This is a genomic window from Streptomyces mobaraensis (genome assembly GCF_020099395.1).
In the GTDB taxonomy this organism is placed as follows: Bacteria; Actinomycetota; Actinomycetes; order Streptomycetales; family Streptomycetaceae; genus Streptomyces.
The window spans coordinates 2735461-2747477 of sequence record NZ_CP083590.1; the positions used below are offsets into that span (position 1 = coordinate 2735461).

At 69.2% G+C, this 12017-nt stretch carries 10 protein-coding genes; 5 read left to right on the plus strand and 5 right to left on the minus strand.

What is annotated here, in order from left to right:
* Positions 1-7: 7 nt before the first annotated feature.
* A complete protein-coding gene (locus tag K7I03_RS11525; RefSeq protein ID WP_185941794.1) occupies positions 8-2440 on the minus strand; it encodes a type I restriction-modification system subunit M in 2433 nt (810 codons plus the stop codon).
* A gap of 303 nt (positions 2441-2743) precedes the next feature.
* A complete protein-coding gene (locus K7I03_RS11530) occupies positions 2744-4324 on the minus strand; it encodes an IS1182 family transposase (RefSeq protein ID WP_185941877.1) in 1581 nt (526 codons plus the stop codon).
* Positions 4325-4667: 343 nt separating this feature from the next.
* On the opposite strand from K7I03_RS11530, the gene K7I03_RS11540 reads away from it, so the two are divergent.
* Positions 4668-4931, plus strand: coding sequence for a tyrosine-type recombinase/integrase (locus tag K7I03_RS11540; protein WP_224347000.1), 264 nt, complete (start codon positions 4668-4670; stop codon positions 4929-4931).
* A gap of 117 nt (positions 4932-5048) precedes the next feature.
* On the opposite strand, the gene ychF is transcribed toward K7I03_RS11540, so the two are convergent.
* Positions 5049-6137, minus strand: coding sequence for a redox-regulated ATPase YchF (ychF, locus tag K7I03_RS11545; protein WP_185941795.1), 1089 nt, complete (start codon positions 6135-6137; stop codon positions 5049-5051).
* 199 nt (positions 6138-6336) lie between these two features.
* On the opposite strand from ychF, the gene K7I03_RS11550 reads away from it, so the two are divergent.
* Positions 6337-6963: a DUF6542 domain-containing protein gene (locus K7I03_RS11550; protein ID WP_224347001.1), complete on the plus strand. Its 627-nt coding sequence runs from the start codon at positions 6337-6339 to the stop codon at positions 6961-6963.
* Here the strand turns inward: K7I03_RS11550 and ppgK are convergent.
* Together ppgK and K7I03_RS11560 are read right to left on the minus strand one after the other, a co-directional pair.
* The gene (gene ppgK / locus K7I03_RS11555) at positions 6857-7624 is read right to left on the minus strand and encodes a polyphosphate--glucose phosphotransferase (RefSeq protein ID WP_185941796.1); all 768 of its coding nucleotides are present in this window, start codon (positions 7622-7624) and stop codon (positions 6857-6859) included. The two genes, K7I03_RS11550 and ppgK, sit on opposite strands and share 107 nt — an antisense overlap.
* A gap of 30 nt (positions 7625-7654) precedes the next feature.
* Complete coding sequence (locus K7I03_RS11560) at positions 7655-8677, minus strand: 4-hydroxy-3-methylbut-2-enyl diphosphate reductase (protein WP_185941797.1); 1023 nt, start codon at positions 8675-8677, stop codon at positions 7655-7657.
* Positions 8678-8792: 115 nt separating this feature from the next.
* Here K7I03_RS11560 and K7I03_RS11565 point away from each other — a divergent pair, with 115 nt between their 5' ends.
* From K7I03_RS11565 to K7I03_RS11575, 3 genes are all read left to right on the plus strand, one after another.
* The gene (locus K7I03_RS11565; protein WP_185941798.1) at positions 8793-10166 is read left to right on the plus strand and encodes an APC family permease; all 1374 of its coding nucleotides are present in this window, start codon (positions 8793-8795) and stop codon (positions 10164-10166) included.
* Between the two features lie 208 nt (positions 10167-10374).
* Complete coding sequence (gene xseA / locus K7I03_RS11570) at positions 10375-11592, plus strand: exodeoxyribonuclease VII large subunit (RefSeq protein ID WP_185941799.1); 1218 nt, start codon at positions 10375-10377, stop codon at positions 11590-11592.
* Between the two features lie 40 nt (positions 11593-11632).
* On the plus strand, positions 11633-11905 hold the full coding sequence (locus tag K7I03_RS11575; protein WP_185941800.1) for an exodeoxyribonuclease VII small subunit: 273 nt from the start codon (positions 11633-11635) through the stop codon (positions 11903-11905).
* Positions 11906-12017 lie beyond the last annotated feature (112 nt).

Here is a 12017-nt window from a genome sequence, read left to right on the forward strand (position 1 = left end):
GCCGTCATTATTCAACCCCCATCGCCGCGAGGTGCTTAGCTAGACAGCCTTCCAACTCCGTGATCTTCGCTTCAATTCCGCCAACCGTATCCGCATAGCGTTCTCCAAGCTGTTGGATTCGTCCAACCAGAGCGAGCGTCAGCGAGTCAACTACCTGCGCAACGCGGTTCGCGACGGTTGCCTGCCACTTGTCGTCAAGCACAAGCTGCTTGATCTCAGGCTCGGTGAGGTCGCCGTATTTCTTGAGGGCCGCAAGATCCAGGGTGGTCTGGGCTTCCTTGGCGGCCTTCTTGGCGACAGCCTGTTCGTTGTACAGCTTGATCAAGTGCTGAAGGGCCTTGATCTCCTCCGGGTCAGCTCCCTCGTGCCGAGCCACCTTCAGCCGCGTCGAAGCAAGCGGCTTGGAGATCTTGCCGTCCTCCATCGCCTCAGCAAGCGGGCCGTCCTCTGCGGCATGCTCCTCGACGTACTCTTCGACAGCGCGGCTTGCATCTTCAGCTTCCGCGTGCAGTGTGTCGACTTTGGACTGCTGGTCCGCGAAGTACCGAGCGACAACAAGCGTCGGTGGAATAAGGTCCATCTTGTACTTGGTGGCGCTGCGCCCCGAGCCAATGACAAGATCCGGGGTCTCGGAGAGCTTGCGCTCCTTGTCCTCGATGGTTTTGCGGGGCTTCGCCGCCTCACACCACCCGTCGTTCATGACGAGGAAGACGTCGTCGTGCATGACGCCATGCCAATAAGCCATGAGCTGCTCGTAGACGTCGTACTCGTCGAGCAGAGGGGTATTCTTGAACCGGGCCAGGAGATCGTCACTGATACCAGCGATCAGGTCCTTGGGGACAGTGTCCGGGTTGAGCGCTTGCAGAACCGACCGGTGCGCGGCGAACCAGTCGTCAACCTGGCTGCGGACGTCCATAGCGAACTTCTGGAACTCGTCGGAGTCCAGGATGGTCTGTTGCACCTCAGCCACACCGACAGCCAGGTCGCTGTAGCCGGGGCGATTCGGCTTGAAGAGTGTGGCACGAAGGCTTGGGAACGCCTCCCAGTACCCATTGAGTGCGTCCAGGTCGTAGTCCGGGATCCCGCCATGAATGTGAGCGTTAAGATCCTGGATATCTTCCGGCTCGGACGAATCGATATAGCGCGGGATGTTGAGGTTGTAGTCGTTCTTCAGGTCAGCAATCTCTTGGAGCGGCACCATACGCGAGTAGCGCTCGATCTCGGTCTTCTTATTGAAAACATCGACGATCTTGTGAATGTCTTGGCTTCGGAGACGGTTCTTGTTGCCGTCCTTAATGAAACCCTTGGAGGCGTCGATCATGAAGACGCCGGTGCGCGCTTGTGCGTTCTCTTTATCGAGGATAACGATGCAAGCCGGAATCCCCGTGCCGTAGAAGAGGTTCGGGGGCAGTCCGATTACCCCCTTGATGTAGCCGCGACGCAGCAGCTCCTTCCGAATGCTCGCCTCGGCATGGCCGCGGAATAGCACACCATGTGGCAGGATAACTGCGGCTTTGCCCGTACTTTTAAGCGACTTGAGAATGTGCAGCAGGAAAGCGTAGTCGCCATTCTTTTCCGGCGGCCGACCGTACTCGAAGCGTCCGTATTCGCTCTCCAAGCCATTGCTCCACGACTTGATCGAAAACGGCGGGTTGGCGACGGCGAAGTCGAAAGTCTGCAGTCGTGTGCCCTGGGTGAATTGTGGGCTGGTAATCGTGTCACCCTTGCGGATGTCGCGGTCCTCATAGCCGTGGAGGATCATGTTCATCTGGGCCAGCGCCCAGGTGGCGTTGTCCTTCTCCTGACCGTAGATGGTGAGGCCGCGTGGGGCCTCGTCAGCGACTTTGAGGAGCAACGAGCCGGACCCACACGTCGGGTCGTAGACCGTGTGGTCCTGCCGGGTGCCCCCTCCGATGCCGACGACCTTGGCGAGCACCCGCGAGACCTCAGCCGGAGTGTAGAACTGGCCCTTCGACTTGCCCGACTCCGTTGCAAAGTGCCGCATGAGGTACTCGTAGGCGTCGCCAAGTAGGTCGTCGCCCTCAGCGCGACTACCTCGGAAGTCGAGATCAGCGAAGATCGTTACCAGCTTGGAGAGGCGATCCTGCATCTCCTTGCCCTTGCCGAGCTTCTCCTCGTCGTTGAAGTCGGCCAGGTCGATGACCTTCTCAAGCCCGTTGGCCTCGGCGAGGCTGCCGATAATTTTGTTGATCTTGTCGCCGACCTCCTTATCACCTTTGAGGGCGACCATGTCATCGAAGGATCCGCCAGCGGGGACGTCGATCAAGGAGTTCGGATCGGACTTGGCCTTGTCCGTCACATACTTCACGAACAGCAGCGTCAGGATGTAGTCCTTGTACTGGCTGGCATCCATACCACCACGCAGCTCGTCGCAGCTCCGCCACAGTGAGCTGTACAGGTCTGACTTCTTGAGAGCCACTAGCACGCCACCCCCTTGTCAGAGCCGAGCCTGGAGCCTGACCGCGATCCCGCAGTGAGGTGTACGTGTGACCTGTCCATCCTTCGGCGCCCATCCTTCGCATGCCGGTGCATGACAGCAGTGCCACTAGTGGCAAAGCCCAAGCTAAGTGCCTCACACGATAGCGCCGGGTGGCGGGACAGGATGCCGTTAGTGTGCGACGCTCAGGGGCGTCGGCCGCGGCGCGGTGTGCAACTAGGCCTAGAAGACTGATGAAAATCTTGCCCTGGGGCTGTCCGACTGTGGGCCGGGCAGCCCCAGGGCTTATGTGGTGGCCGGTACGAGGTGCCAGGAGTCTGTGGTGCGGGTGAGTCCGAGGTTGATGAGCCGGCGGAGGTTGAGGGCGGCTGCCCGGGTGTGGAGCCAGGTGTTGTTATCGATGGTGCCGCGGTAGCGGGGTCTGCGGTTTCCGTGCTGGACGAGCCAGGCGACGGCGCGTTCGACCGGTGGCCTCCAACGGCGGTAGTCGGCTTGCCAGTCGGGGTCGTTGGCGGCCTGGAAGCGGGCCGCGGTCTGGAGATCGTGGTGCGGGCGGATGGTGATCGCGCGCCCGGCTTTGGCCGTGGTGCACCGGTCGCGCAGAGGGCAGCCGATGCACAGGCCTTTGAAGGAGGCGATGCGCTGGCGGTGCCGCCCGCCGGGGGTCGAGAGGGGAACAGTGTGGCCCTGGGGACAGGTCACGGTGGCGGCTTGGGCGTCGATGTCGAAGTCGTCGGGGGTGAAGCCGCCTGGGACGGCGGGCCGCAGCGGTGCGGGCTTGAGGAACAGCCGGTGTCCGGCCTGGTCGAGGGTGTGGCGGGCCTCGCCGGTGGAGTATGCGGTGTCACCGAAGACATCGAGCACGGTGGTCTCGTCGGCGAGCAGGTCCAGGCCGACGGCGGCCTCGTGGTACTCGGGTCCGGTGCCCGGGGCGAGGGCGACGGCGGTGAACAGGCCGGTCTCCGGTTCGACGGCCAGGTGAGCTTTGTATCCGTCCTGCTGGTGGGTGCGGGTCTTGTGGACGTGACGGGATTCGGGGTCGGTGGTGGAGATCATCCGGTCGTGGGCGGTGCCCCGGGTGATGCGCCAGCGCCCGTCGCGTCCGTCGGAGTCGTCGGCCGGTTCGACGTCCTGCCCGGCGACCAGGGCCAGGATGCCGACCGTGTTCGCGGCCTTCTCGCCCAGTTGTTGTTCGGGCAGACGGCCCAGCAACTGGAGCGCGTCCGTGACCAGTGCGTCGACGAGGCCGGCCCTGGCCTGTTCGTCGTTCCAGGCGATGCGGGGCTTGCCCGGATCGCTGTAGTCATGAGCGGTGCAGCAGGCGGCCGCCACGTCGACAGCGCCAGGGACCTCGCGGACCACCGCACGGATGGCGGCGATGAGCTGGGTGACGGTGTACTGGGTGGCCACCGCGTCGTCCAGCACCGTGGAGTCCAGTGCCCGCCGGTGCCTGCCCTTCAGCACCCCGGTGGCCTTCACGACCTCCCGCACCGCCTCGAAAACGCGGTCCGGACGGGACGAGCGGGCCAGCCGTCGACGGAAGTAGGCCAGCAGCGACGGATGGAAGGCGGTGTCATGCAGTCCCAGCCCACAGGCGGCCTTCCACCGCAGATCACACCGAAGCTCCTGGACCGTCTCGAAGTCCGACAGCCCATGCAGGACCTGCAACATGACCGCTGAGGCCAGGATCTGCGGCGGCATGGACGGCCTGCCGTTCGGCGACGGGTACATGTCCGTGAACATCTCCGCCGGGAACAACGCACCGCGATGTTCGGCCAGGAACGCGAAGACACTCCCTGCCGGGATCAACTCCCGGCAGACCTCCCACACATCAGGCCCGACCGTCTCCCCGGCCCATTCCCCCATCACCACACCAACGAGTCTGGCCCCACCACTCACGCGGCGGGGCCAGAACCGAAGATTTTCATCAGTCTTCTAGGCAGTGTGTGACCGTCGTATCCGCTTGTGCCATCTAAGACGGTTGAGCGGCTGTCGTCGAGCGAGCCTGCGCTGCGCGAGCTCGGGGGCTGGGAGCGGGCCGCTCGGTGAGGCGCTGGATACGCCAGATCAGCACCTTCGCAGGAGAAGTGGCGTCGTCTAGGGCTCGCTGGTCGACTGCCTGGTGGAGGAGCCGCGCGGGGTCGTGCCCTGCGGTCTCTGCTGCGGCGAGGGCGGTGTTGAGGGCGTCACAGGCAGGGTCGTTGAGAGCGTGGCGGCCCGCCTGCGCGAAGGCGGCATAGCGAAGGGCACCGGCCCCCACGCCCTCCGGCATCATTACGCGAGCCTGCTGATCAAGCACGGTGAGTCGGTGAAGACCGTCTCCGAGCGTCTCGGCCACACCAACGCCGCCATGACGCTGAACATCTACACCCACCTGTGGCCCGACTCCGAGGAGCGGACGCGGGCAGCCGTCGACAAGGCGTATGCGGACCGACCCGAGAGGGACAAACCACAGGCGGAAGCGGCGGCGTAGCCACTCCCCCACGCGCCGGCCGACGTACCCGACGCCAGCACGCTGCGGACCGTGTGCGGACCGCAAAAGCCGCCCAACCCACTCTCCCGCAGGTCAGACGGCCTTTCGCTGGACGTATTAGACGTTGAAGCGGAACTCCACCACGTCCCCGTCCGCCATCACGTACTCCTTGCCCTCCATGCGGGCCTTGCCCGCCGAGCGGGCCTCGGTTACCGAGCCGCAGGTGACGAGGTCGTCGAAGGAGATGACCTCGGCCTTGATGAAGCCCTTCTGGAAGTCCGTGTGGATGACGCCGGCGGCCTCGGGGGCGGTGGCGCCCTTCTTGATGGTCCAGGCGCGGGATTCCTTGGGGCCGGCCGTCAGGTAGGTCTGGAGGCCGAGGGTGTCGAAGCCGACGCGGGCGAGGGTGGCGAGGCCGGGTTCCTCGGCGCCGACGGACTGGAGGAGCTCCATGGCGTCCTCCTCGTCCAGCTCGGCGAGGTCGGCCTCCAGCTTGGCGTTGAGGAAGATGGCCTCGGCGGGGGCGACCAGGGCGCGCTGCTCGGCCTTGAAGGCGTCGTCCGTCAGCTCGTCCTCGTCCACGTTGAAGACGTAGAGGAACGGCTTGGTGGTGAGGAGGTGCAGGTCGTGAAGGGGCTCGGCCTTCTCGGAGCCCTGGACGATGCCCGCCGAGAAGAGGGTGTCGCCCTTCTCCAGGATCGCCTTGGCCTCCTCGACGGCCTTGACCTTGGCCGCCTTGTCCTTCTGGATGCGGGACTCCTTGACCAGGCGCGGCAGCACCTTCTCGATGGTCTGGAGGTCCGCGAGGATCAGCTCGGTGTTGATGGTCTCGATGTCGTCCTTGGGCGAGACCTTGCCGTCGACGTGGACGACGTTCTCGTCCTTGAAGGCGCGGATGACCTGGCAGATCGCGTCGGACTCGCGGATGTTCGCGAGGAACTTGTTGCCCAGGCCCTCGCCCTCGGAGGCGCCGCGGACGATGCCGGCGATGTCGACGAAGTCGACGGTGGCGGGGAGGATCTTCTGCGAGCCGAAGATCTCCGCCAGCTTGGTCAGCCGGGCGTCGGGGACGCCGACGACGCCCACGTTGGGCTCGATGGTGGCGAACGGGTAGTTGGCCGCCAGCACGTCGTTCTTGGTCAGGGCGTTGAACAGCGTCGACTTGCCGACGTTGGGCAGACCGACGATTCCGATCGTGAGCGACACGTGGCGACTTCCTGATAGTGAGGGCCCAGGGCGAACAAAGGCAGCAAGGGGGCCCGGTCCGGGCCGGTCCACCAGTCTACGGGTCCGCGCCGGGCACCGGCCGGGGCGGACGGCCCCACGGGTCGAACGAACGGCCGACGGGGGGTGAAGAGCGTGTCCAACGCCGGGTTCGCGCCGGTCCTCGACCTAGTTTGGACGGGTGGAGCAACCCGGCGCACGCATCACCCAGCACAGGATCCGTCGCACGGCCCCGGTGCCCCGCCCGGCCGCCCCGGTGGGGCAGGGCAGAGCGGCGCCGGCCGGGAGGGAGCGGGCGGGCCGCACCCCGCCGCCGCTGCTGCGCGCGCTCCGGCGGGACCAGCCGGTCCGGCTGACCGGCCTGGGCAGCGGGCTCCTCGCCGTGGTGGCGATGCTGGTCGCGGGGGTGCTCGTCGCCCGGCTGGCCGCCGGTTCCCCGATCGCCTACGGGGTCCTCTTCACGCTCTGCTGCGCCGTCTGCGCGCTGGGGGTGCGGCCGGCAGAGCTGGTGGCCGCGCCGGTGAGCGCGCCCATCGCCTTCGCCGCGGGCGCCCTGCCCGTCACGGCCGCCACCGCCGGTTCCGGCGGGCTCGCCGGCCGGGCGATGGCCCTGGTCGGCTTCCTGTCGCTGCAGGCCGGCTGGCTGTACGGCGGGACGCTGCTCGCCGCCCTGATCGTCCTCGGCCGGCGGGTGCGGCTGGTCAGACGGCGGCGGACGGACGGACGGGCGCAGGCGCGGCGGCGGCCATCGCGGCCCCCACGATCCCCGCGTCGTTCTCCAGCTCAGCGGGAACGATCTCGGCACTGACGCCCTCGATCAGCGGCAGGAACCGCTCCGCCTTGCGGCTGACGCCCCCGCCGATGACGAAGAGCTCGGGCGAGAACAGCGCCTCGACGTGCCGCAGGTACTTCTGCACCCGGCGCGCCCAGCGGTGCCAGGAGAGGTCGCCCTCCTCCTTGGCCCGGCTGGAGGCCCGCGTCTCGGCGTCGTGGCCGCCGAGCTCCAGGTGGCCGAGCTCGGTGTTGGGGACGAGCCGGCCGCCGGTGAAGACCGCGCTGCCGATGCCGGTGCCGAAGGTGAGCACGATGACGGTGCCCGTGCGGCCCCGGCCCGCGCCGAAGGTCATCTCGGCGACACCGGCCGCGTCCGCGTCGTTCAGCAGCGTCACGGGGGCGCCGATCCGCGCGCCGAGCAGGGCGGCGGCATCCCGGCCGATCCAGCCCTTGTCGACGTTGGCGGCCGTCCTGGTGACGCCGCCGGTGACCACGCCGGGGAAGGTGGCCCCGACCGGGCCGCCGGACCAGCCGAAGTGGTCCAGCACTTCCTTGACGCGGTCGGCGACCGCGTCGGGGGTGGCCGGGTGCGGGGTGAGCACCTTGTGGCGCTCCACCGCCGTCGCCCCCTTCGTCAGGTCGACCGGAGCGCCCTTGATGCCGGATCCGCCGATGTCCACACCGAATGCGTCCATGGCGACCACGCTACGGGCGGAAGCCCGCCGTCACCCCTCCGTGGGCGTCCCCGCGGCGGCCTGCGGGCCCGCGACGGCCGCGGCGACCTCCGCGCGGAGGTCGCGGCGGAGTTCCTTGGGGAGGGAGAAGGTGATGGACTCCTCGGCGGCCTTGACGGTCTCGACGTCCTCGTAGCCGCGGGCGGCTAGCCACTCCAGAACGCCTTCGACGAGGATCTCGGGGACGGAGGCGCCGGAGGTGACGCCGACCGTCGCCACGCCCTCCAGCCAGGTCTCGTCGATCTCCTCGGCGTAGTCGACCAGGTGCGCGGCGCGGGCGCCGGCGCCGAGGGCGACCTCGACGAGGCGGACGGAGTTGGAGGAGTTCTTGGAGCCGACGACGATGACCAGGTCGGCCTCGGCGCCCATCTGCTTCACCGCGGTCTGCCGGTTCTGCGTGGCGTAGCAGATGTCGTCCGACGGCGGGGAGAGCAGGTTGGGGAACTTGTTCTTCAGGGCGCCGACGGTCTCCATGGTCTCGTCGACGGAGAGGGTGGTCTGGGAGAGCCAGACGACCTTCTCGGGGTCGCGGACCTCGACGTTGGCGACGTCGTCGGGGCCGTCGACGAGCTGGATGTGGTCGGGGGCCTCGCCGGAGGTGCCGATGACCTCCTCGTGGCCCTCGTGGCCGATCAGGAGGATGTCGTAGTCCTCGCGCGCGTAGCGCACGGCCTCCTTGTGGACCTTGGTCACCAGCGGGCACGTCGCGTCGATCGTGGCCAGCTTGCCCCGCCTGGCCTCGTCGTGGACGACCGGGGCCACACCATGCGCCGAGAAGATCACGATGTTGCCCTCGGGCACCTCGAACGTCTCGTCGACGAAGATCGCGCCCTTCTTCTCCAGGGTCTTGACCACGTATTTGTTGTGGACGATCTCGTGGCGCACGTAGACCGGCGCGCCGTACTGCTCCAGGGCCTTCTCGACGGCGATCACGGCACGGTCCACGCCCGCGCAGTAGCCACGGGGGGCGGCGAGCAGGACCTTTCGAGCGCTGGTTGCAGTCATGCCGTCCATCGTACGGGCCGCCACCGACATCGGCGGCGCGTCCCGGTGCCCTCCCCCGGGCCGGGCCGAATACTGGCCGGGCGGCCCCGCACCCGTTCCGACCGACCGCAGGGGAGGCACCCGTATGCCGGCACCTTCAGCACCTCCCTCCCCGGAATCCGGCGCCGGCGGGGACGGCGCGCTCCGCCGCACGCTGACCTTCCGGGACCTCGTCGTCTACGGGCTGCTGTTCATCGCCCCGATGGCGCCCGTCGGCGTCTTCGGCACGCTGGTGGCGAAGGCACACGGCGCGGTGGCCGCGGTGTACCTGGTGGCGACGGTCGCGATGGGGTTCACCGCGTACTCCTACGCGCGGATGGTGCGGGTGGTGCCGCGGGCCGGTTCCGTCTACGCCTACGTGCGGGTCGGGCTGGGCGAGGGGCCGGGGTTCGTCGCGGGGTGGATGGCGCTGCTCGACTACCTGCTGATCCCCGCGGTGGCCTACCTGTTCTCGGGCATCGCGATGCACGCGCTGGTACCGACGGTGCACCCGTGGGTGTGGACGGCGCTCGCGGTCGCGGTGACGACCGGCCTCAATCTGTCAGGAGTGCGGGTCGCGGCGCTGGCGGGGTTCGTGGTGCTGGCGGTGGAGATCGTAGTGCTGTGCGTCTTCGTCGCCGCGGCGGCCTGGGCGCTGGCCACGGACGGGCCCCGGCGCGGCTGGCTCGCGCCGCTGACCGGCGAGGGCGCCTTCGACACGGGTGCCGTGCTGACGGCGGTGTCGGTGGCGGTGCTGTCGTACCTGGGGTTCGACGCGATCGCCGCGTTCACGGAGGAGGCGGCGGGCGGGCCGGGGCGGGTGGCCCGCGCGGTGCTCACCTGTCTGGTGGCGGCGGGTGTCCTCTTCCTCGTCCAGACGTATCTGGCGGCGCTGCTTATGCCGGTGTCGGCGGCGGAGCTCGCTGCCGAGCCGGCTCGGCAGGGGGCTGCGTTCTACGACACGGTGGACGCCTCAACGGGGCGGTGGCTGCACGATCTGGTCGCGGCGAGCAAGGCCGGCGGGGCGGCGTTCGCGGCTCTGTCCGGGCAGGCGGCGGCCGGGCGGCTGTTGTTCGCGATGGCGCGGGATCGGCGGCTGCCGGGTGCTCTGGCCGTCGTCGACCGGGGGACGGGGGTGCCGCGGCGGGCGGTGCTGTGTGCCGCCGTCGTCACGCTGGTCGCGGCGGTGTGGGCCGCTCGGCGGGGGGATGGGCTGGATCGGCTGGTGTCGGTGGTGGATGTGGGGGCGTTGGTGGCTTTTGGGTTGTTGCATTTGTCGGTGATCGGGTGGTTCGCGGTACGGCGGCGGATGCGGTGCGGCGTCGTTCGGGACGTGCTGGTGCCGCTGGTCGGGTTGGCTGTGGTGGTCGCGGTGCTTGTGCGGGCGGCGGGGGTGGCGCAGGTTGTGGGAGTGGTGTGGTTGGGGCTGGGGGTGGCGGTGCTCGCGGTTCAGGGGGCGGGGGCGCGCGAAGCGCGGTGAGGTGCCCCGGTCCCGCCCTTTCACCATTTCTTGCGGGGGCAAGCCCCCGCACCCCCGCAACCGCGCTCCGCGCGGTTGTCCTCAAGCGCCGGACGGGCCGGGCATCCAGCCCGTCCGGCGCTTGAGGACAAGGGGGGTCTGGGCGCAGCCCCAGGAAACGGCGAAAGGGCGGGACCGGGGCACACCCACCCCCGATACCCTCGACCGCATGGCCCTCACCACCTCCCCCGACGCCCCCCTCCCCGTCGGCCAGGTCTCCCGCCTCATCGGGGGCTGGATCGACCGGCTCGGTGCCGTCTGGGTCGAGGGGCAGATCACGCAGTTGTCGCGGCGGCCCGGGGCGGGGGTGGTCTTCCTGACGCTGCGCGATCCGTCGCACGACATCTCCCTCTCCGTCACCTGCTACCGCGCGGTGTTCGACCGGGTCGCGGACGTCGTGTCCGAAGGTGCGCGGGTCGTGGTGCACGCGAAACCGGAGTGGTACACGCCGCGCGGGTCGTTGTCGCTGCGGGCGGCGGAGATCCGGCCGGTGGGGGTCGGGGAGCTGCTGGCGCGGCTGGAGCAGCTGAGGAAGTCGCTGGCGCGGGAGGGGCTGTTCGACGCCGGGCGGAAGCGGCCGTTGCCGTTCCTGCCGCAGCTGATCGGTCTGGTCTGCGGGCGGGCGTCGGCCGCCGAGCGGGACGTGCTGGAGAACGCCCGGCACCGCTGGCCGGCCGTCCGCTTCGAGGTGCGGAATGTGCCGGTACAGGGGGTGCACGCGGTGCCGAAGGTGGTCGAGGCGGTCCGGGAGCTGGACGCGCTCGACGAGGTGGACGTGATCATCGTCGCGCGCGGCGGCGGCAGCGTCGAGGACCTGCTGCCGTTCTCGGACGAGCAACTGGTCCGGGCGGTGGCCGCGTGCCGGACGCCGGTGGTGTCGGCGATCGGGCACGAGCCGGACTCCCCGCTTCTCGACCTGGTCGCGGACCTGCGGGCTTCGACGCCCACCGACGCCGCCAAGCGCGTCGTCCCGGACGTGGGCGAGGAGCTGGCGCGCGTCGAGCAGCTGGGCGGCCGGGCGTTGCGCGCGGTGACCACGCTGCTGGACCGGGAGGAGCGCGGGCTGGCGGCCGTACGGGCGCGGCCGTGCATGGAGCGTCCGCAGCGGATGGTGGAGGAGCGCGAGGAGCAGGTGGAGGGGCTGCTGGGGCGGGCCCGGCGGACGTTCGGGCATCTGCTGGACCGCGCCGACTCCGAGCTGACGCACACGCACGCCCGGGTGGTGGCGCTCTCCCCCGCCGCGACGCTGCGGCGCGGGTACGCCGTCCTCCAGCACGCCGACGGTTCGGTGGTCCGGGCCGCGGACGAGGTGGCGGCGGGCGAGGAGCTGCGGGCGCGGGTGGCCGAGGGTGCGTTCGCCGTACGCGTCGAGGGGCCGGCCGACTGAGCCCGTGGCACGCCGGGCGGCAGGCCCTACGCTGGGCGGCATGGCGAAAACGGATGAGTCCGGCACCGGGACCGGCGCGGACGAGGAGCTGAGCGCGCTCGGCTACGAGCAGGCGCGGGACGAGCTGATCGAGGTCGTCCGCAGGCTGGAGACCGGCGGCCAGACGCTGGAGGAGTCGCTGGCCCTGTGGGAGCGCGGCGAGGCGCTGGCCCGGGTGTGCCGGCACTGGCTGGAGGGGGCGCGGGCGCGGCTGGACGCGGCGCTCTCCGCGCCGGAGGCGGGGGCCGACGAGGGAGCGGTCGACGGGGGCTGAGCCTCGGGTCCGCGCGGTCGGCGGCGCGGACCCCTACCGCATTAGTTTAAGTTTCAGTTGAAAGTTCACATAGTTTGTTTTAGAGTGGACCCCGGCCGACCCCCAACACCCC